Source organism: Shewanella gelidimarina (genome assembly GCF_023283945.1).
Taxonomy (GTDB): domain Bacteria; phylum Pseudomonadota; class Gammaproteobacteria; order Enterobacterales; family Shewanellaceae; genus Shewanella; species Shewanella gelidimarina.
The window spans coordinates 1-21889 of sequence record NZ_JAKIKW010000035.1 but is presented as its reverse complement, the minus strand read 5'-3'; the positions used below and the strand labels follow the sequence as shown (position 1 = coordinate 21889).

Annotated in this window: 17 protein-coding genes, 1 pseudogene and 1 riboswitch; of the genes and pseudogenes, 3 read left to right on the top strand and 15 right to left on the bottom strand. The window is 45.7% G+C overall.

The window, feature by feature from the left end; all coding sequences use genetic code 11:
- Positions 1–11: 11 nt before the first annotated feature.
- From L2729_RS20340 to L2729_RS20325, 4 genes are all read right to left on the bottom strand, one after another.
- The gene (locus L2729_RS20340; RefSeq protein WP_248989901.1) at positions 12–803 is read right to left on the bottom strand and encodes an ABC transporter ATP-binding protein; all 792 of its coding nucleotides are present in this window, start codon (positions 801–803) and stop codon (positions 12–14) included.
- A gap of 71 nt (positions 804–874) precedes the next feature.
- On the bottom strand, positions 875–1216 hold the full coding sequence (locus L2729_RS20335) for a hypothetical protein (protein ID WP_248989900.1): 342 nt from the start codon (positions 1214–1216) through the stop codon (positions 875–877).
- A gap of 10 nt (positions 1217–1226) precedes the next feature.
- Entirely contained in the window at positions 1227–2489 is a 1263-nt protein-coding gene (locus tag L2729_RS20330; RefSeq protein WP_248989899.1) for an efflux RND transporter periplasmic adaptor subunit, read from the bottom strand.
- A gap of 374 nt (positions 2490–2863) precedes the next feature.
- Positions 2864–3247 carry an MAPEG family protein gene (locus L2729_RS20325; protein WP_248989898.1) on the bottom strand — a complete coding sequence of 128 codons (384 nt, stop codon included), beginning with the start codon at positions 3245–3247 and terminating at the stop codon, positions 2864–2866.
- Between the two features lie 392 nt (positions 3248–3639).
- On the opposite strand from L2729_RS20325, the gene L2729_RS20320 reads away from it, so the two are divergent.
- A complete protein-coding gene (locus L2729_RS20320) occupies positions 3640–5463 on the top strand; it encodes a hypothetical protein (RefSeq protein WP_248989897.1) in 1824 nt (607 codons plus the stop codon).
- 170 nt (positions 5464–5633) lie between these two features.
- Here the strand turns inward: L2729_RS20320 and L2729_RS20315 are convergent, their stop codons facing one another.
- The 10 genes from L2729_RS20315 to L2729_RS20270 form a co-directional block, all read right to left on the bottom strand.
- A complete protein-coding gene (locus L2729_RS20315) occupies positions 5634–6458 on the bottom strand; it encodes a cobalamin-binding protein (RefSeq protein WP_248989896.1) in 825 nt (274 codons plus the stop codon).
- A gap of 97 nt (positions 6459–6555) precedes the next feature.
- Positions 6556–7152, bottom strand: coding sequence for a hypothetical protein (locus L2729_RS20310; RefSeq protein ID WP_248989895.1), 597 nt, complete (start codon positions 7150–7152; stop codon positions 6556–6558).
- Positions 7153–7419: 267 nt separating this feature from the next.
- Positions 7420–8061 (bottom strand): cob(I)yrinic acid a,c-diamide adenosyltransferase, encoded by a 642-nt coding sequence (cobO, locus tag L2729_RS20305; protein WP_248989894.1) that lies wholly within the window; start codon positions 8059–8061, stop codon positions 7420–7422.
- 121 nt (positions 8062–8182) lie between these two features.
- Positions 8183–9721, bottom strand: a complete 1539-nt coding sequence (locus tag L2729_RS20300) for a cobyric acid synthase (RefSeq protein ID WP_248989907.1) — start codon at positions 9719–9721, stop codon at positions 8183–8185.
- A 69-nt stretch (positions 9722–9790) separates the two neighbouring features.
- Positions 9791–10333 carry a bifunctional adenosylcobinamide kinase/adenosylcobinamide-phosphate guanylyltransferase gene (cobU, locus tag L2729_RS20295; RefSeq protein ID WP_248989893.1) on the bottom strand — a complete coding sequence of 181 codons (543 nt, stop codon included), beginning with the start codon at positions 10331–10333 and terminating at the stop codon, positions 9791–9793.
- The gene (locus tag L2729_RS20290) at positions 10330–11109 is read right to left on the bottom strand and encodes an adenosylcobinamide-GDP ribazoletransferase (RefSeq protein WP_248989892.1); all 780 of its coding nucleotides are present in this window, start codon (positions 11107–11109) and stop codon (positions 10330–10332) included. Before L2729_RS20290 ends, cobU begins: the two co-directional genes overlap by 4 nt.
- A gap of 323 nt (positions 11110–11432) precedes the next feature.
- On the bottom strand, positions 11433–12461 hold the full coding sequence (cobT, locus tag L2729_RS20285; protein ID WP_248989891.1) for a nicotinate-nucleotide--dimethylbenzimidazole phosphoribosyltransferase: 1029 nt from the start codon (positions 12459–12461) through the stop codon (positions 11433–11435).
- Between the two features lie 55 nt (positions 12462–12516).
- On the bottom strand, positions 12517–13569 hold the full coding sequence (locus L2729_RS20280) for a FecCD family ABC transporter permease (RefSeq protein ID WP_248989890.1): 1053 nt from the start codon (positions 13567–13569) through the stop codon (positions 12517–12519).
- Positions 13562–14443, bottom strand: a complete 882-nt coding sequence (locus L2729_RS20275) for an ABC transporter ATP-binding protein (protein WP_248989889.1) — start codon at positions 14441–14443, stop codon at positions 13562–13564. The genes L2729_RS20280 and L2729_RS20275 overlap by 8 nt, the downstream gene beginning before the upstream one ends.
- A 74-nt stretch (positions 14444–14517) precedes the next feature.
- A riboswitch (cobalamin riboswitch) is annotated at positions 14518–14671 on the bottom strand.
- A gap of 161 nt (positions 14672–14832) precedes the next feature.
- On the bottom strand, positions 14833–15468 hold the full coding sequence (locus L2729_RS20270) for a histidine phosphatase family protein (RefSeq protein WP_248989888.1): 636 nt from the start codon (positions 15466–15468) through the stop codon (positions 14833–14835).
- A gap of 244 nt (positions 15469–15712) precedes the next feature.
- Between L2729_RS20270 and metH the strand changes: the two genes are divergently transcribed.
- A complete protein-coding gene (gene metH / locus L2729_RS20265; RefSeq protein WP_248989887.1) occupies positions 15713–19483 on the top strand; it encodes a methionine synthase in 3771 nt (1256 codons plus the stop codon).
- A 140-nt stretch (positions 19484–19623) separates the two neighbouring features.
- Here metH and L2729_RS20260 read toward each other — a convergent pair whose 3' ends face one another.
- Positions 19624–20361, bottom strand: a complete 738-nt coding sequence (locus L2729_RS20260; protein ID WP_248989886.1) for a hypothetical protein — start codon at positions 20359–20361, stop codon at positions 19624–19626.
- Between the two features lie 476 nt (positions 20362–20837).
- Here L2729_RS20260 and L2729_RS20255 point away from each other — a divergent pair.
- Positions 20838–21779 (top strand): annotated as a pseudogene (locus L2729_RS20255) (transposase); the annotation flags it as partial.
- Positions 21780–21889: the final 110 nt, after the last annotated feature.

Genomic DNA, 21889 nt, shown 5'->3' with positions numbered 1-21889 from the left:
AGTGATGCTCCTTAGCTTGCCGCTTGTTCAGTTTGAGCCTGCTCAGACTCATCACTCGGCTTATCTGCATCCGTCACTAAATGCGGCTTGTCGGCTTTAGTGCCCATGCCTTGCTGCCTTGCTCCACCTTGGTACATGGTAAAATCACAGACTTGGCCATCGACAATTTGAATATTACGCTGAGCACGGCGAGCAAGCTCGGCATCGTGGGTCACCATGATAATCGTGGTGCCGGCTTTATTGATATTTTCAAGCAGCTCCATCACTTGACGCGCCATCATGCTGTCTAAGTTACCCGTTGGCTCATCGGCAAGCAGGAATCTTGGTTCACCAGCAAGTGCTCGAGCAATCGCCACGCGTTGCTGCTGACCACCTGAAAGCTGTGAAGGAAGATGTTTCATACGCGCAGCAAGACCGACTTGTTCAAGTGCATGCTGTACACGGCGTTTACGTTCCGCCGCGTTAAAACCGCGATAGCGTAAAGGCACTTCGACATTTTCAGCTAAATTAAGGTCTGGGATTAAGTTGAAGCCCTGGAAAATAAAACCAATCTTCTCATTTCGAATCGTCGCACTCTTGTTATCGTTCAAATTAGAGATGTTCACACCATCGAGAAAGTAGTCACCGTGGGTGAAGCCCTCTAATAGGCCCGCGATATTAAGAAAGGTAGTTTTACCCGATCCTGAAGGGCCTGTTACCGCAACAAACTCGCCCTCTTGCACTTCTAAATTAAAATCACGCAGTGCATGAGTTTCGACTAGGTCTGTTTGAAAAACTTTGCTGATATTCTTCATCGATAACATATTAATATTCCCTATTTTTATCGTTTAATTTTTTATCATTTAATTCGTTATAGCACTGAGTAGCAGCGGCTCTAGCCGAACGTACAGTCAATGAATGCGTTGAGTTGCTGCCAAATTATTTCGCTTAAGTGACCCAAGCCATTCGCAAATCCGGCATCCAATTGGCTGCTTAAATGCATGCTGACATTGGAAATATCGCTAGCGAGCAAATTAACGGGCTCTGCCATCTCTAATACATTCAATCCCAATACAAACCAGTCACCTGCACTCTGAGTCGAAACCTGCACCGCAATGAGCAAGAGTAATAATGCGGCTACCGTCATCACTTTTTGTGCGCTAACGGTTCTTAACGCACTTAAGGCTGTTGCAACGCTGAAGCGGCTCTGGTTAATGTTTTTATTCAATATGTTCATCTTGTTCTCCTTAACGTACTAGCACTTGTTCTGCTTTCTTGAAGGCTTGAATGCTCGAGATAACCCAAACATCACCGGCCTTACCGCCTTGTAGTACTTCGACATGGCTCATACTGCGAGCGCCAAGCTGTATATTTGTTTGCTCCGCGATATCATCATTCATGGCATACACCTCAATACCTGCGCCCGTTGACACAAATGCACCGCGTTTCACCATCAACACATTGGGTCTGTTTTCCAGTAATACCCGCGCTGATAAACGCTGGTTCTGACGTAGGTGGAGGCGGTCATCTTGCTTAAATCTAACTCGAGCGGTCACTTCTCGGTTTCTCACCTCAGGTGAAATCGATGACAACTCGCCAATCAAGGTCAAGGCACCGAAACTCAGTTCCACATTCATGCCAAGTCCTAACTCATCGGCATAAGACTCCGGCACGGCTAATTCAGCTTCAAAAGCGCTCAAATCAACCACGGTTAATATAGGTTGGCTCTGACCGATGCGGGCTTTTTGCTCGGTTAACCAGTTACCGATAATGCCGCCAACCGGTGCCGTAATGTTTAATGCAGCCACTTGACGCACAAGTTCACTCACCACCAAGTTTTGACGATTGACCTCAGAGGCTTTATTTTTTATTTCGAACGCTAAGGTATCTCGCATCAACTCAGCTTCTTGCTTTGCGTGGGCTGAAAGCAGCTTGGCCTTATGCAGATCATCTTTACTTTTTTCAAAATCTATTTTTGAAATGAGTTTATTTTGAATCAACTCATCGCCACGACGACTCTCTCTGTCTGCGGCTTCAAGGTCGACCTTGGCGATATCCAATGTTTGTTGTGCTTTAAGCTGCTGACGGCGGGCATCAAGACGGGCGCGTTCCAGTGAACTCTGCATTCCTTCTAGTAAAGCTTCTTGCTGCTTAAGACTGTTGGTTAATTTGTGGCTCTCTATGGTCGCAACCACATCGCCTAACTCGACTCTGTCGCCCGGATTTGCCAGCAGAGTCACCGTGCCTTGGTCTGTGCTATAAAGGATAGGGGCGTTAGCCGCAACAATCTTACCTGTGGTGGCGATATCCCGAGTGAGAGTGCCTTGCTCTAACGTGGCGAACCTAAGTTCAGAACGCTTGATTGACGTTGCCACAGAATCACTGTCGATACTTGACCAAACTAAACCTGACACCAATAGCGCAGCAATACCTAGCATTGCAGGGCGTTTAAACTGGTTCACCTTACTTGGCTGCTTAACTGTATCTTGTGCGCTGGTATCCTGAATCATCTGCTTTCCCTATGGTGTCCGTTATCTACAAAAACTGTTTCTATAGGCTTATTAATACAAACGTCGTGCCAAAAAACAAAAAGTCTTTAATAACATGAGCTAAGGGCGATTTCGTTATAAAAGGACAGCCAAAAGTGTCCGCGGTCACTGCTTAAAAGTGTCCGCTCATCAATTTGATTGTCCGATATGAGGAAAGTGTCCGTTTGCATACGGACGGTAGCAGGCATAAAAAACTGAAGCACTTGGCTTCAGTTTTTATAATTGAAACAAAAGGTATCAGCTTACTGAAATAAGGAGCGAGACCTTATTAAAGCCGTTAACTTCTACTCTTTAACTAGGGGCCAGTAAAAGAGAGACCGTTTAAATAATCGGCCTTAAAATACTTGGCAAAAAATGGTGAAGCTGGCAATAATAGCGACAAACCAAGACAAACTTCTTAATGCCCCCTTATCCTTTAGATAAAGTATTTGGTAAGCCACCCGTGCAACAACATGCACAATAGCTGCAATTTCGGCGACCATATTCACCTTTCCCGTTGCGATGACCGCTAATACTGCAATGCCAAAAATAAGCAATGATTCGAAGGCATTTTGATGCCCTGCAACCGCTCTAGCACCAAAGCCCGTTAACTTTGATTGCTGGTCACGTGGGTGGCTATTGTCATACCCACCGAGTTTCGCCATCGCGACAGCCACCGGCCCCTTGGCAAAGTAAGGCAACAACATGCCAATGAGTAAACAGATAAGTAAAGTGGTCATGCTTAAATCCCTTTTTTAATTTTTATTTGAACGCGAATATTGTTGAGCGTTAATATTTGAAAGCCTAATGCCCATATTTACAAACCCACACTTGAATGCTATTTCACGAAGATTAAATGTGAAAGTTATTATTGTAGATTTTCAATCTACTCAGCACCATAACATGGTCGAGAGTATTAAACACCGCAGAGCACTAAGCCTGCCTCTTATGACAAACATCAAAATTCAATAAACAATAAACAGCTAAAGCGACTAGTTTTATTGACTTTTATTCCAAAGGATTAATAATGAGCCCCTATAAATGCCTAGCTGAATCTAGCTCAAAGTCTATAAGCAGTATAATGGCGACGAAAGCCGTTTTATACGGATAAACAATATTTAAAGGACTATCGATGCCGCACTGTTCTAGCCCACTTTTTATTAATGACAGTTTTTGCCCAGATTGTGGTGATAAAATTGAAACTCCACCGTCGATTAAGCCGCTCACTCAGCAGATCCCTGATATCCTCGATAACTTAAAAACTCACTGCCCCGATGCCAGTGTTTATACTGGTTGGGTAGAGAAAACACACCACTACCAAAGAGTTTATCGCAGCGGAGGTAAAGACAGCCAAACCTTATACTATTCATACTGGTTTTTAACGCTGAATAACGAACAAAATGAACCAATGACCATCAGTATTAGCTCTGAAGACAGTTCATTTGATAGTGTCGCAAAGGGCGATGTCATGACGTTTTTGCAGCCCACCAGCTATAGCTTAAATTACAAGTTAGCCAATGATGCTGACCGTAATATAGTCACTCATAACGAAGCTGCCACTGCCGTTGTCTTCCATCGCGATTCAGGGCAAGAGTCAATCCTTGAATCTGCCTATGACGTTGAAGAGTTTTCGACGTTTTCAATCTTACTCAGCACACTCTTCTGGAGTTGCGCAGCTGCAGCTTCTGGCATGTTTTTTGAGTTATATACTATTGAAATAGCTGCAACTCTCGCCGCCCTCGTCACGCTGGTTTGGTCTACCTACCGTATCAGCAGTAAAACTAAAACATTTAAGGCTGAAACCGCAAGGCTTGATGAAATTGAATGCACCATCAAGCGCATTCTGAGTGTCTCTGTCACCGGCATGGGTTACGACCGTAGAGACCGCCCCAGTAACCATAGCGATGTTTACTGTATTCGATGCGAACACCTGCTAGACAGCAACTACCACTATTGTCACTGCTGTGGTGAATCTCAAGTTTCAGTTATGGCTGAAGAACCCTCGCTATTAGCTCAGGATGCCTTAGAAAACCAAACAAACCTTGGGCATAATGATACAAACGTAGCGATACAATCCCATGCATTAGCAGCCAATAGCGCAAACGTCACCCCAATCACAAAAGCGAACGGTCAACGTATGACTCGACGCGACAAGATAATTCAAGTCTGTGCACCGTTCGCCACTGTCGAAAACACAGATCATCAACACAAGCACATCTTCGCCAAGAACTATCAATGTGTCTTATCAACCTCATCCAACATTGTTCGCGTAACAGACAAAGAGGTTGGTACTAGCGTGAGTGATGATACCAATTACACCACCACAACAACCCGTACCGATTACAGAAATGGTTACGGTAATGTGCGCTCTGAATATAAAACAGAGACATCAAGCCATAGGCAAAGAGACTCGAATTTATACGGTGAACTTACCGTTGAAACTCCCGAAGGTGAAGTGCAAAGCTTTAAAGCGGCAAGATCGCTGCTGGGCTCTGCCGATGTGGGTGACTGGATACTGTTAGGCTCCAGTAAAATTGAAAGTACATCCAACAGAATTGACTATGATGAGTTCTATTATAATATCAGCAAAGATAACCTTATTGAGCCAGAGTCTCTGACCAGTTGGGGGCGAGTATCGAGTAAAAGCCAAACCATCGTCATGTTGATATTAGCGCTTGCAGTTGCTAGTACTATTTACTTCCACGATATAATGAATATTGTTGGCCCACTGGTGCCTGAGCTAGTATGGAATTTAGTATTTGGTTTAACTAATTTACTCACCCTGCCCATTAACTACACACCTATGGTGCTATTTAGCCTATTTTTTGTTGTCGTGTTAGTTATCGCAAAAATGTATGCAAACAACACCAAAAGGAAGCTGCACTTGGCGCTCAAGCCTTTACAAGCAACGCTTAATCAGTGCCAACAAGCCCGAGAGTCTTTCAATAATATTTAGGTTCACCCATAAAAATAGCGCCTAATAAGGCGCTATTTTTTTAGCTGCAAATCACGTCAGCCACAACGAAAGCAAAATCCACTATTTGCATTGATTAAGGTGCATTGCCATCATTAATCACAACAGAGCGCTTTTTATGGCTGCACTTTGTTCAGCTGTAAACTATCTCACTATCTCACTTTATCAAGTGCAGCACATAAGGCTTCAACGCCCAGCAGCGCCCTAGGGGCAGCCCGGTGCAACAAGTCAGCATTGAGTTGATAGATGTGTTGGTTCTTTACTGCAGGGATCTCCGGCCATTGGCTCCAATCAACCCCAATGATGTTGCCTTCATCCTGACTCTGCAAAATCACCTGCGGCATTTTAAGCAAAACGCTTTCTAAACTCACTTGAGGGTAATCACTAGCCGAGTCGACGAACACATTATCACCATGGCACACCGTAATAATCTGCTGGATCCAACTGTTTTTAGCAACCGTCATCATGGGAGTAGACCAAAGCTGATAGAAGACTTTTACTTCAGGTTTAGCTGCGTTATCACTGCGCAGTAATTTAAGCTGTTTTAGGTAATCGGTTGCCACGTTATGCGCCTGAGCTTTATGACCCGTCAGCTCACCTAACATCTCTAATTCAGCAGCCACCGCTTCAAGGGTTTTAGGATTACTATTAAACACCTTAAAGCCCAGCTCTTTGATACGCTCAATATCTTCCGCTTTATTCCCGTCTTCCCACACCACAACCAAGTCAGGATTTAACTCAAGCACCCGCTCAATTTGAATACCATAATAGCCACCAATACGAGGAATTTGTAACGCAGCTTCAGGATAATCGGCGTGATCTGTGGTCGCCAATATAGACTCCCCAGCACCAATGGCATACAGCATCTCAACCGCATGTGGCGATAATGCCACAATGCGTTTAGCCGGCTCAGCCGCGAAAGGCGCCACAGAGATAAATAGGCTCAACGCCACTAATGAACGACACAAGATATTCATAAAATCCTTTTTTAAACTGAAAAAGTAACAACAATCGCCATAAATAAATATACTTTGAAACCACTGAACAGTTTGTCAATTAAGACACGCGTATGGTCTATAACTCATTGTAACCTTTAGTGTCTTTTTGTATTTCAGACAATATTGAATATGTTACTTTCGATAAAGTACAGTTTTCATCATTAATACTGAAATATTCAAAAAACTCACGTAGTAACTGTATACATCCGTCCGCACTTAAAAAGCTTAAATCTTTACTGTATTTTCCAATATCAGTGCTCTTATTATGAATCCAGTGCTTTCGAACCTTGTTAAGGTCCCTTAACTTTATATAAAGTTCCAGCTCTTCAAAGTTTTGCTGGTTTAAGTAGTTAACGGATAATTGTTCAAATTGCTTTATTGGACTTTGCTGCGACCACTTTTCTGCTTTTCCCTTTGAGTTTCTACCTAAATAGTAATCAAAATAGAAAGCTTCGACCGTCATCGCTGTAAATGTTTGAGCAATAATACTGACACTTTTGACGTTATAACCATTCTGTTGCAATACCTTAGACTCTGGAATATATCCAAACTGTTTTTGTATTTTGCTACAGGTATCGCAGTGTAATTGAAACTGCTCGATTACCACTTTTAGTAAATCAGAAAAACCAGAGGCTCGAATCTGGACTAATCTTCCATCAATTTCTTTAAGCATAAATGTCCACCAAGACATATCGTTGCATATCTATTACTGATCTTCGTTACAACATATTTACCTAGTAAATAGTCTCTTGATTACAGTCCAAGAAATGAATTAGCAACCCAGTTTACCAACCTCACAGAAATGCGAAGAAATGTAATTTCAAACTGTTTGGGATTAGGACAAAGCCGTCAATTTTTCCTAGCCCCTGAGCATACGAGTAGTATGTGATGGGGTAGGAAAAAGAAGACAATGCAGTCATCATTTCAAACAGGAAGAAATTTAGTAATCGAAGCCGGGTTGAGCTTTGATTCCAGCCTCAAACGCATGCTTTATCGGCTGCACTTCGCTCACAGTATCGGCAATCTCAATGATAGCTCGGTGGCAGGCTCTGCCCGTCACTATGACGTGCTGCATTTTAGGACGGTTCTGCAACGCTTTAATCACGCGTTCAACATCTAAATAATGGTAGCTCACCATGTAGGTCAGTTCATCTAACATGACTAAGTCTACGCTTTCATCTTGCAGTAACTTTTCGGCTTGGTCCCATGCTTTCACTGCGGCTGCAGTGTCTTTTTCTTTGTCTTGGGTTTCCCAAGTAAAGCCAGTGCCCATGACATGAAAATCGACGCCTGCGCCTTCTAGCAAAGTGCGTTCACCGCATTCCCAGTTACCTTTAATAAACTGTATTACGGCCGCTTTTTTGCCATGACCCACGGCGCGTGCCACGGTGCCAAATCCTGACGTCGATTTACCTTTACCGTTACCGGTGAGCACTAGAAGAATACCTTTCTCCTCTTGCGCTTTAGCTATTTTGGCATCAACTCCCTCTTTAAGCCTTTGCTGACGCGCTTTGTGACGCTCTGCTTTAATCGTTTCTACGGACTTGTTCTCGCCGCTTTCAGGCTCGTTTGACTCGCTCATTACATATCCTTGTGCATAGGGTGACTTGTGCATTTTCATTTGCACATTGTTTTAATTAAAAATGACTTTCAACATGAGTTTGATGTTAAATACGGTTTATTTCTGCGGTGTTCAAATACCGCTATTTCCAAATTGCAGTCAACGCATCGACATCTAAATGTTGCTCTAGTACGTCGGCTAAACGGTTCAGTTGTTGCTCTCTTATCTGGTCAACATCAATGCTGCTGGCATCTTGCATCCCCGCCCATTGCAGCAGCAGTTGGCAAGCTGCTGACGAATCAAATAAACCGTGCATATAGGAGCCAATAATTTGATTATCAGCAGATAACATACCTTCACTCTGCCAACGCTGAGGCTCGGTTTGTTGAGCGTCATTGACTCGCCGCGTTAACGTTAATGGTTGTTCCAACTTCATTAGCGGTTTAGAGCGGCCACAGTGAATTTCATATCCCTTGACCTCCGCTTGCTGTTCAAGCAGCGACAACACACCTTCCACTTGCAGCAACACTTTGTCATTGGTCAGTTCAGTCACCAGCGGCAGTAAACCTAAGCCTTCAGTGCTGCCAATACTGCCTTCAACGCCATCTGGATCATCAATCAAATGTCCGAGCATTTGATAACCACCACAAATGCCCAACACCTTGCCGCCATAACGTAAGTGCTTTTCTAGTTCACTGTCCCAACCTTGCTCTCGAATAAAGTCGAGATCGGCGCGCACATTCTTACTGCCTGGAATAATGATTAAATCAGCAGGCGGTAAACATGAGTGGGCCGTATGGTCATTTTTCTGCGATTGGCTTTGAGATTGAGTTTGCAGTGACACATAATTGAAATCGATCTGGGGGTTGAGTCTTAATGGGTCAAAGTCGGTGTGGTTACTGATGCGAGGCAATACTAGCACCAGTACTTTTAATCTTGTTTGAGCGCTCTTTTCTGGCGCTGCAATGAGCGCATCTTCGGCATCTAAATGCAGATCGTGCAAATAGGGCAGTACTCCCAACACCGGCTTTTTGGTGTAATCTTCCAGCCAATCTAAGCCCGATTGCAACAAGCTGATATCGCCGCGAAAACGGTTGATAACAAAGCCTTTCACCCGAGCCTGTTCCGATTCACTCAATAGCGCCAATGTTCCCACTAAGTGTGCAAACACGCCGCCTTTATCGATATCAGCAATAATAATCACTGGGCAATCAACCTCTTCGGCAAAGCCCATATTGGCGATATCGCCTTCGCGTAGATTGATCTCAGCTGGGCTGCCTGCGCCCTCGACAAACACCACCTCGTAATCATCACATAAGCGCTGATACGACTGCTTAACCGCAGCCATGGCTTTGACCCGATAACCGTCGGCATTTTTGCCAAAGTAGTCCTGCGCCTCCATTTTCATTAAGGCTTTACCGTGCACAATCACTTGCGAGCCAGTATCTGAACTGGGTTTTAACAATACCGGGTTAAAATCGATTTGAGGCTCTAATCTACAGGCAACCGCTTGCAATGCTTGCGCGCGGCCAATTTCACCGCCATCGATGGTCACCGCGCTATTAAGCGCCATGTTTTGCGGCTTAAACGGGGCAACCTTATGCCCTGTTCTAACAAACAAACGGCACAAACCTGCGACCAAGGTACTTTTACCCGCGTCGGACGTTGTCCCTTGCACCATTAATACTTTGGCTTTATTTTGATTGTTTTTGTTTTTATCGTTATCTAACGTCGCCACAACACTTCTCCCCTAGCCTTTCAGACTCAGCGGTAAACCCGCTGTGACCAAAGTGACTTTATCTGCAATAGCAGCAATATCTTGATGCAGCCAACCCGCTTCATCAACAAAACGACGACTGATCTCTCCCATTGGCACAATACCGCAGCCCACTTCGTTACTGACTAAAATAACTTCTGCAGGTAGCGCGTTAATAGCCTGTAAAAACTCAGTTTTAGTCGTTTGCCAATCGCTAGACGATTGCAGTAAATGATTTGTCAGCCACAGCGTTAAGCAGTCAACTAACACAATACTATTGACCTTTGCATTGGCGGTTAATGCAGCCGAAAGCGCCAATGGCGACTCAATCGTGCGCCACGTTATGGCATGGTGATTGCGCTGAGATTGATGCTGAGCGATACGTTCGCTCATCTCACTGTCGAGCGCCTCTGCGGTCGCAAAATAGAGACACTCTAACGCAGCGCCATTTTGACTCTCCGCTAGACGCCGGATCACTAGTGATTCAGCAAAGCGACTTTTACCGCTGCGGGCCCCGCCCAAAACCAAATGGATCACCAAGACGCTCCTAAAATTAACAGCAGCAGATAACAAGCCAGCTCAGCTATCTGCTGCGTAGCGCCGAGAGTATCGCCGGTATAGCCACCAATCTGCTTTCTAAAGAATCGCGCCAAGGCAAACCGCACAATAAAGAGACCGGAAACAATCACAATTGCTTGCATCAGCGATAAAAGCAGCAGCAATACTGCACCGCTAGCTAATAAAATCGATAACTCATTAACGCCTTGATGCATGGCCAACGGCTTGCTTTTACTGCTGGCATCTTCAGAAACGTACTGCTCTGAATATATTAAACTGGCCGCAGTGACTCGGCTTAAGGAATGGCCGATAATCAAGGCTAAGCTGACACTGCTAGGGGAAAACAACGCCAATTCACTGAGCAATTGCCACTTGAGTAACAAGGCCAGTATTAATGCTAATGCCCCGTAACTGCCTAAGCGTGAGTCTTTCATGATGTTGAGTTTTGCTTCAACCGTCCAGCCGCCACCTAAACCATCGGCGCTATCGGCCAAACCATCCTCATGAAAACCACCGGTTAGCAATACGCTAGCAATCATGGCAAATACAATCGCAATCGTCGGTGACACCCAATAGAGCATCACGCTATAAACTAACGCGCTCAGTCCCCCTATTAAGGTACCCACCAAACCAAAGTAGCGGCTGGCTTGATTGAGTTTATCTGCATCCACCTCAATCCATTTTGGCATTGGGATCCGAGTAAAGAACCCCATCGCGATAAAAAACAGATTAAGCTGTTTAAGCCAAGGCTGCATTTAAAAATATCCTTAAAGTAATAGATTAAAAGCCGGTTAGAGGCCGGTTAGAAGCCGATTAAGAGCCGGTTGAGAGCAGAATAGGAGCCGATAAATCTAAGACGAATAACGGCCGGTTAGAAGACGGTTGAGAGCAGAATAAGAGCCGATAAAAGCGAAGACGGGGAAAAGCCGAACCATCTCAGCTTGTACCGTCTCAGCTCGTTCCGTCTCAGCTCGTCCCATCTCTGCACTATCCGGCTTTAAATCGGCTCTTAATCGATTATCACCGTCTCAGCACTATCCGGCTCTTAATCGACTTTAAACCAGCTTTAAACCGGCTTTTAAATCTCTATCCCTGCTTCTTCAAAGCTGGCCATTTCGTTGTAGAAATTTGCAGCCGCTTGGATCAATGGAAACGCTAATGCTGCGCCGGTGCCTTCGCCTAATTTCATGCCCAGTTTGAGCAAGGGTTTGGCCTGCATACACTCCAGCATTAAGTAGTGACCCTTCTCGTCAGATTGATGAGAGAAGATCATATAATCGCGGCAAGCAGCATTGATGTTAATCGCCACTAACGCCGCTGCCGAGGCAATAAAGCCGTCAATAACCACCAGCATGCTCCGCTCGGCCGCGGCCAAAATTGCGGCCGTCATCTGCACAATTTCAAAGCCACCGATACAAGCCAACACCTGCATTGGATCGTCAAGCTCGCTGTGATGTAATAGCATCGCTTGCTCAACGAGCATCTGCTTACGTTTAAACGTCGACGCATCAATACCGGTACCACGACCCACACATTCAGCTGCCGGAATTCCGGTTAACACCGACATAATCGCTGCAGCAGAAGAGGTGTTACCTATTCCCATCTCGCCCAGCGCAATTAAGTTACAGCCATTTTCATGGTGCAGCTCAATACGCGCCGTCGCCATGTCAAAGCCTTGCTTCACGGCGCCAAGCGTCATGGCTGCACGCTTATGGATAGGCCCTGTTCCCGCGCCTAAACGTTGATCAATAACACCACTGTCGCGATCAAATGGCTGCAATACACCACAGTCAATCACTTCAAGATCCAGGCCCACTTGACGAGTAAATACATTTATCGCGGCGCCGCCGGCCATAAAGTTTCTCACCATTTGGCAGGTCACTTCACTTGGCGCTATCGATACACCAGAATTAGCAATACCGTGATCGGCTGCAAATACAATCAACTTAGGATTGGTGATTTTGGGGCTATCTTTACCAAGCACTTTTGCAATCTGTAACGCCAGCGTCTCTAGATCGCCAAGCGCGCCAAGGGGTTTGGTTTTCGTGTCAATCTTGTGTTGAATTTCGGCATCAAATTCTGCACTCAATGGCTTAATATTAAACATCTAATCTTATACTCCCATCATCCCGAACAAGGACAAATTAAAACAACGGCCCAGCTTAAATCCGCTTTGCACTGCGGCCGCCTAAAATAAAGAGGAAAAATACGCTACCCATCACCGAGGTGATAATTCCCACTGGTAGCTCTTGGTAACTCAATAAAGTCCGCGCCAATACATCAACCCACACCATAAATAATCCGCCAACCGCGGCGGTAAGCAATAGTGGGTATCTTCCAGGAAACAGTAATCGTACAGTGTGCGGCACCATCAAACCGATAAAGCCAATGCCACCACAATTGGCGACTAGAATGGCGGTGATAAGCGAACACAGTAGCAACATCGATAAACGCAATCGCCCTACGTTAATGCCTAGAGTGTGCGCGGTTTCATCCCCCGCACGCATGGCCACAATTTGACGTTTAAAAAGCAGAATAATCACAGTACATACCGACACGATAATCGCCGGCAATATCAAACCAAACCAACTGGCTTTAGCAAAGCTGCCTAAGCTCCAAAACAGCACCGAAGCCGCAGCTTGAGGACTTGAAAAGTACAGTAACAGACTCGCCATCGCGCCAAACATAAAGGATATCGCCACCCCAGAGAGCAACATACGCTCAACCTGAGTACTTAAATTGCGACCACATAAACTCAGCACCATTAATACCGACAAGCTCGCACCGATAAATGCACCCAGCGGCAAGCTCAACCACAATATGCTTTGACTAAAGAGGGTTAGCACCACTACCGCGCCGAATGAGGCACCAGAAGAGATGCCAAATAGATAAGGGTCGGCTAACGGATTACGGGTCACGGTTTGCAGTACGCTGCCGGCAATCGACAATCCTGCCCCTGCAATAAACGCCAATATCACTCGTGGTAACCTCAGTTCCCACACAATACGTTCGGTCACGCCCATGGAGCCACCCATTCCAAAAATCTTATGGCTGAAGACTTGCAACACATCGCCGCTGGTAATACTTGCGGCGCCAAAACTGGTGGCCGCGAACGGGGTGATTAACCCCAGTAACAGCAAGCCAGACAGCAGCAATACATCAAGTGGCTGTTTCCACCCCGTCGGCTTTGGAGCCACAGCTAATGAACTAGGCATCAGTCGCTCCTTTATCTACTGCCACTGGATGAGTCACCGCGCTCGCAACGGCTTTAGCTTCTGCGGCCGATATAACGTCACTGCGGGTATAACCATAAAAGTAACTAATCAAAGGATTACCGTGTTGCGGATGGGCTTTAACCTCGCAGCACACATCAAACACCTCACCAATACGTTGCTCAGTCAGCACTGCTTTTGGCGTCCCTTTTGCTAAGCAACGGCCCTTATCAAGCAGCAATAACTCATCACAAAGCGCACTCGCTAAGTTGAGATCATGAATAGAGGTTATCACGGTAATATTAAGCGTGTGCAGTAGCTCTAATGTTTGGATTTGATAACGAATATCGAGGTGATTTGTGGGCTCATCTAATATAAGTAATTGCGGTCGCTGGACGATTGCACGGGCAATTAATGCACGCTGCTTTTCACCGCCAGATAGGCTTTCATACGCTTGATGCGCTTTATGCGTTAAGCCAACTTTAACCAGCGCCTGCGTCACCACTTGGCGATCGCTCGCATTGGTAAATTCAAAGGCACCTTTATGCGGTGTTAACCCAAGGCTAACCAGCTGAGTGGTTGTCATTTCAAAATGATGTGGCGTGTCTTGCAGCACCACGGCAATTTGCTTGGCAAATGCTTTGGCCGATAACACCGAAATATCTTCACCAAACAGCTGAATGTGGCCTGTGGTCGGTTTAATAAAACGATATAGGCAGCGCAGCAGGCTCGACTTACCCGCGCCATTAGGGCCAATAATGCCCAGCATCTGCCCTTTCGCTAAACTAAAATTGATGTCAGACAAAATGGCTTGGCCATTTAACTGCCAGCCTAAACCGCTCACTGCCAGTACTGTGTCTAATGCCTGCTTAGACATTGAATAAACCATAAAACATTATTGAATAAACTCCCTTGAGACGCCCGCTCAAGTTGTTATGTAGTGTGAAGTGCTTATCTATCAAAAGTTAGGTTGGTATCTGACTTGAGGGCTAAAATATCGCTCTAGCGCCCATACAGTTGCGGGTACAGTCCGGACTATTAGCTCGTATTGCTTAAGCTACCGGTTCCCAATTGATGCGGTTAAGCACCTAACTTGATGACTCATTGTTAATGACTCACTTAATAAGTGTGTTCTCTAGCGTATTTTTACGCAATTATCGCGCAGTTTACCACGCTCACCCAAATAGTAATTGAACTTGATCAATTACTATTTGGGTGATGGCTCAATTCCCACGCTATTGCATCAAACTTATACCATATAAGTCGCTATTCCAGCCCCCAATTAAGGCTTAAGTGCTGTTGGTCGCCATCATGCAATACATCAATCACAACGGTTGCGGCATAGGGCAGTTTCAACGCGCTGTAGATCCCCGCACACTGTTTTAATCGCAACGATTTTGCCATTAAGTGCCTGATCACGCCGCCATGAGTCACTAATACAACCACCTTACCTTGGTGCTGTTCCACTAATGACTGCCACGCAGTATCAATTCTAGCTTCAAAGGCCTGCATCGTCTCGCCATTGGGCGGAGTATGTTGCCAAGGGTTAGCCCAATAAGCATCAAGCTCGCTGCTATACTGCTGGTAAAGTGCGGTAAAAGATTGGCCATCCCAATCGCCAAAATTGAGTTCCATAAAAGCGGCCTGCTCAATAAAATCGATACCGTACTGCTGTGCAAATATCTTAGCGGGTAAAGCACAACGCAATAGTGGCGAACTCACCACCAGATCCGCTATCTTGTTTTGCGCCGCGACACCTATTTTGCTTGTTAACAGCGTCGAAATAGCCTTGTTTAGCTGCTCTTTTCCGGCTAAATTCAGCATAACGTCGGTATGACCGCGTAAAATATTACCACCTTCACAAGCACCGTGCCGCAGTAAAACCACTCTAGTATTTTGCATTGCAACATTCCACATATTATATTTATCAGTGACTTACATAAAAATTATCATCAATTCACACTGAAAAATTATCAACTTTTAGTACTTGCACTTCTGACATCGACTCACGTATTATGGACGTCTATACGTATAAATGTCCAAACAAAATAATGTCACGCGAGTATCGCAAATACTTAACTGATAAACACGGACAACGTTTACTGAAATTTATATTTTGCGACTCTGTAATTGGTAGGAATATTCTATGGCAACACGTACCCCAACACATGCCCTAAGCCCAGCCCCGCATACTCAAGACACGGCTAAAAAAGTGCTAGCGGTGCTAACCCAAAAATTACAGCAAGAGATCCTGCTGCTTGATGGTGCAATGGGCACCATGATCCAAGATCGCAAATTTGAAGAGGAAGACTTTCGCGGCGAACCATTTAAAGACTGGCATCGTGATGTAAAGGGCAACAACGACATGTTGGTGCTCACTCAGTCTGCTGCGATCAAGCAGATCCATAAAGATTATTTATTGGCTGGCTCCGACATCATTGAAACCAATACCTTCAATGCAACCCGTATTGCCATGGCTGACTACGACATGCAGGAGCATTCAGCCGCCATAAACTTAGCCGGAGCGCGCCTTGCCCGAGAGGCGGCCAATGAAGTTGAAGCAGAAACGGGTCGCCAATGTTTTGTGGCGGGTGTACTCGGCCCAACCAACCGCACATGTTCAATCAGTCCCGATGTCAACGATCCCGGTTACCGTAACGTCAGTTTTGACGAGCTGGTTGAAGCCTATGTTGAATCGATTGATGCCCTCATCGCTGGCGGCGCGGATATCATTATGGTTGAGACCATTTTCGATACCCTTAACGCCAAAGCCGCACTGTTTGCCATTGAAACGGTATACGACACCCAAGGTTTCCGCCTGCCGATCATGATCTCAGGCACCATCACCGACGCCTCGGGTCGTACCTTAACCGGACAAACCACCGAAGCCTTTTACAACTCACTGCGCCACGTTAAGCCACTATCGATTGGTCTTAACTGTGCATTAGGGCCAAAAGAGCTGCGCGCTTATGTCGAAGAGCTATCAAAAATCTCTGAGTGCTATGTGTCGGCGCATCCTAATGCGGGTCTACCCAACGAATTTGGCGGCTACGACGAAACCCCAGAGCAGATGGCAGAAGTCATTGAAGAGTGGGCTGAAGAGGGCTTTTTAAACATCATTGGCGGTTGCTGCGGCAGCACGCCAGAGCATATCCGCGCTATCCGTGATGCCGTAATGAGGCATGATGCTCGCGTACTGCCAGACATCCCAGTGGCTTGCCGTTTATCAGGGCTTGAGCCGCTGACCATTAATGAACACTCGCTGTTTTTAAACGTCGGTGAGCGTACCAACGTCACCGGTTCTGCCAAATTTTTACGGCTGATTAAAACCGGCGAATATGAAGAAGCCCTCAGTGTTGCCCGTGAGCAAGTTGAGAGCGGTGCACAGATCATCGATATCAACATGGATGAAGGCATGCTCGACGGTGCCGAGATGATGCACAAATTCCTCAACCTTATCGCCTCCGAGCCCGACATATCCCGGGTACCGATCATGATCGACTCCTCTAAGTGGGAAGTGATTGAAGCCGGACTTAAGTGTATTCAAGGTAAAGGCATCGTTAACTCCATCTCCCTTAAAGAGGGCGAAGAGAAGTTTATCCAGCAAGCCACCTTAGTCAAACGCTATGGCGCTGCGGCGATTATCATGGCGTTCGATGAACAGGGCCAAGCTGACACTAAAGCGCGTAAAATTGAAATTTGTACCCGCGCCTATCGCGTGCTGGTCGACAAGGTGGGCTTTCCGCCAGAAGATATTATCTTCGACCCCAACATTTTCGCCATCGCTACCGGAATTGAAGAGCACAACAACTACGCCGTCGACTTTATTGAAGCCACAGCTGAGATCAAACGCACCCTGCCCCACGCCATGATCTCCGGCGGTGTGTCGAATGTGTCATTCTCGTTCCGGGGTAACAACCCAGTGCGCGAAGCCATTCACGCGGTGTTCCTCTATCACGCTATTCAAGCCGGCATGGACATGGGAATTGTTAACGCCGGACAGCTGGCAATTTATGATGATATCGACCCCGAGCTAAAGGAGAGAGTCGAGGCCATAGTGCAAAACCTGCCTTGCACTACGCTCGATGCCAAAGGTGAACTGACCAACAACACCGAACTGCTATTAGAAGTGGCCGAAAAGTTTCGTGGTGACGGCAGCCAAGTCGCTAAGAAAGAAGATTTAGAGTGGCGCAGCTGGGACGTAAACAAACGTCTGTCTCATGCACTGGTTAAAGGCATTACTGACTTTATCGATGAAGACACCGAAGAGGCTCGAGCCGCTGCCACCCGTCCACTGGATGTTATTGAAGGTGCCTTGATGGACGGCATGAACGTGGTTGGCGACCTATTTGGCTCAGGCAAGATGTTCCTGCCACAAGTGGTCAAATCGGCCCGAGTGATGAAAAAAGCCGTGGCCTACCTTAACCCCTATATTGAACTCGAAAAAACGCCAGGGCAGTCAAACGGTAAGATCTTAATGGTCACCGTAAAAGGCGATGTACACGATATCGGCAAGAACATTGTCGGCGTGGTATTAGCCTGTAACGGCTATGAAGTCATTGATTTAGGCGTAATGGTGCCGGTTGAGAAGATCATCGATGTCGCCGTGCGTGAAAACGTCGACATCATCGGCATGTCAGGGCTCATTACCCCGAGTCTCGACGAGATGGTGCATAACGTTAAAGCCTTTCATAAAGCGGGCTTAACCATTCCGTCGATTATTGGTGGAGCAACCTGCTCTAAAATCCATACTGCGGTCAAGATTGCCCCCCATGCACCAACAGGCGCCATCTATATCGCCGATGCTTCACGCGCCGTGCCTATGGTGTCGAAGCTGATTAACAATCAAACGCGTCAAGCCACTATCGACGCGGCTTATCAAGAATATGACGTGATGCGCGAAAAACGCCTGTCACAAACCAAACGTAAGATCATCACCTCTATCGAAGCGGCGCGTGAAAATCGCTGTCAGCATGACTGGGAAAACTACACCCCATTTGTGCCTAACGTCCTTGGCCGCCAGGTGTTTGATGACTACCCGTTAGAGGATTTAGTGGCACGTATCGACTGGACGCCGTTTTTCCGCAGCTGGGAGCTACACGGACATTTCCCGCAAATATTAACCGATAAGGTGGTCGGCGAAGAAGCCACTAAGCTGTTTGCCGATGGCAAAGCCATGCTTAAACAGATCATCGATGAAAAGTGGCTCACCGCTAAAGCCGTTATCGGCCTGTTCCCAGCCAATACCGTTAACCATGACGATATTGAACTGTATACCGATGAGACGCGCACCGAGCTTGAGCTAACCACCCATCACCTGCGGATGCAGATTGAACGCGTCGGCAACGACAACTTCTGTCTGTCCGACTTTGTCGCGCCAAAAGACAGCGGCGTAGCCGATTACATGGGCGGCTTTGCCGTCACGACTGGTCATGGTATTGACGAGCACGTCGCCCGTTTTGAAGCAGATCACGATGACTACAGCGCCATCATGCTCAAATGCTTGGCTGACCGTTTAGCCGAAGCCTTTGCCGAGCGGATGCACGAACGAGTACGTAAAGAGTTTTGGGGTTATGCAAGCGACGAGGTACTCGACAACGAGTCGCTTATTCGTGAAAAGTACAAGGGTATTCGCCCAGCACCTGGTTATCCTGCTTGCCCAGATCACACTGAAAAAGGCTTGCTGTGGGATTTACTCAAGCCTGACGAGACTATCAACCTTAACATCACCGAAAGCTATGCCATGTTCCCAACCGCAGCGGTATCGGGTTGGTACTTTGCCCATCCTAAGTCGCGTTACTTTGGCGTGACCAATATTGGCCGCGATCAGGTTGAGGATTATGCTGAGCGTAAGGGGATGAGTATTGAGGATACGGAGAGGTGGTTGGCACCAGTGTTGGATTATGATCCAGAGTAATTTCGGAGCGAGTCTAGAACCTCAAAGCAACCCGTTTGCTATGGGGCTCTAGGCTATCAATAAACGCCCTCACATCATCACTTCTCCTGCATACGAAATCCACTAAGGAAAAAACTAGCTATGCACTCCTGCGCCATAAACTAAGAAAAGTTACTCATGCAAGAGTCAATTTTCAAAGAGGTATTATTAGTTAATAGTAGTGCCTTATATTGATTAATATTTCTTTCAACTTGATGCAGTAATCCTTCGGCTCCTTTTGCTGCCGAACTCTCATAAACCAAAGGTACCATCGTGAGTTCATGAGCCTGCGTCTGTGCATCGATGAACTGCAGCTGAGACCAAAATAAATTCGAAATCAGGTGAAAAAGGCAGCTACCGATACCAATATGACGCAACTCCGGTACAACGTAGGCATACAATAAATAGCAGCAAACACCAACATGCCTCTCATCACTGGGTTGACCATCCGTATACCAAGAGTCGAGCAAGCCAACATTAAAGGTCACAAATGCCACTGGTGTTTGCTTCTTCTCCTCTAAAAAAGCCACTAATTGATATTGTCTTTGATGCCTATTTCGCGATATAGGGCTAACAGATACAAGATTTTTAAATATCTCATGGCTGACTAATTGGTTATCTTTACTTTTGGCACAAAAATACCGTTGTAAGTCAGCAATATCGGTATGAAGTGGAGCATCATAAACACTCACACAAGGGATATTTGATAATTCATCACCCCTAACTGAGGGCGGAGCCTGAAGGCGTAAGTCTTTTTCAGCTAATGTTTGGACGAAGCCACCCTGTAGCTGAAATTGGCTAAAATCATCAAGTAAATGAAGTAAGGGGAATAGCTCTACCTTACTTTTGTTAGAAGTCATATACAGCTCCAATTAATAAACTTGTTGTTTGTATCAGGCTTATCAGTTGATAAATTAACTATCGTCTTTATTCGTTATAAAAACGTCAGGTTAAACACAAACAACACACTTCATAAACTGCTTATTCAATAACTATAGGTACAATTTAATTTCCTGTAAAACCCTTCAGCCCTTATTGGATAGGGGCTGCGAGTTCAAATGTCATCAAGCTATTGTAAATAAAGATGACTATCACCTTTAGTGTTCTGCTGTATAAATAAAATAAAATATCAGTGGCATAATATTTCGCCGTAAACTCCTCAGTTCAAATTATCAAGCCGTGTTGTGATACCAATTATGATTGAGTCTATAGCAAGGTTATGGGGCCCGTCCTCCGCAAAACGAAGTGACAGGACAGCCATATATTTTGTACTTTAAACCATCCTCTACTAGGCTTTAATGACCGAACTGGTACTGCCTAGTGAAGGATTGTCATTATGACCTCCGCAAGAAGAACCCTAATAGATGCTGAAACGACGCCTTTTTATCACATCATTAATCGTTGTGTCAGACGAGCCTATCTCTGCGGTGAAGATAAAGTCTCGGGTAAGAGCTTCGAGCATAGGCGGGGTTGGATTGTTGATAAAATCAAAGCGCTTTCAAACATCTTTTGTATTGATATATGCGCTTATGCCGTAATGAACAATCACTACCATTTAGTGCTTAAGATTGACGTTGATAAAGCCAAGTCTTTGAGTCACCGCGAAGTCATTACTCGGTGGTGTCAGGTGACCAAAGGTCATGATGTAGCGACTAAGTATTTGAATGGTGACACCTTGATTGAAGGAGAACGTATGCTCCTCGATAGCTTACTTGCAGAGTGGCATGAGCGTTTATCTAGCATTTCTTGGTTTATGAGGTGCCTAAATGAAGAGGTAGCCCGCAGGGCAAATCGAGAAGATGAGTGTAAAGGCGCTTTCTGGGAGGGACGTTTCAAATCTCAAGCCCTACTCGATGAACAAGCACTGCTAGCATGCATGATGTATGTTGATTTAAACCCTATCAGATCAGGGGTTGCTGATAGCGTGCAAACCTCTGACTTCACTTCAATCCAAGAGCGAATTACTGAACTTAATACGACCGAGACAGGCTCTGAAAAGCACTCAGAACATTCAAATGAGCAATCATTAAAGCCCCTCGCCGAATTTAATGGTTCAACCCACCTTACAACTCAATCAGGGATTCCATTTCACTTTTGTGATTATCTGGAACTTATCGATTGGACTGGCAAGGCTATCAGACCAGATAAGAGGGGCTTTATAGACCCAAGTAACCCTAAACTACTCGATTCTCTAGGCATCTCACCTGATAGCTGGATAACGTCAGCGAAAGAGTTTCGTCGTCAATACAGTGGTATTAGCGGTCGTTGGGACGCGATGTGAAGTGGCATAGTTAATTTGGCCATCTAGTTAGAGGTTGATATTATGGCCTCGTTATTATTTAGGTGATCGTATGACTAAACGTATAAAACGTAATTTTACCCCCGAAT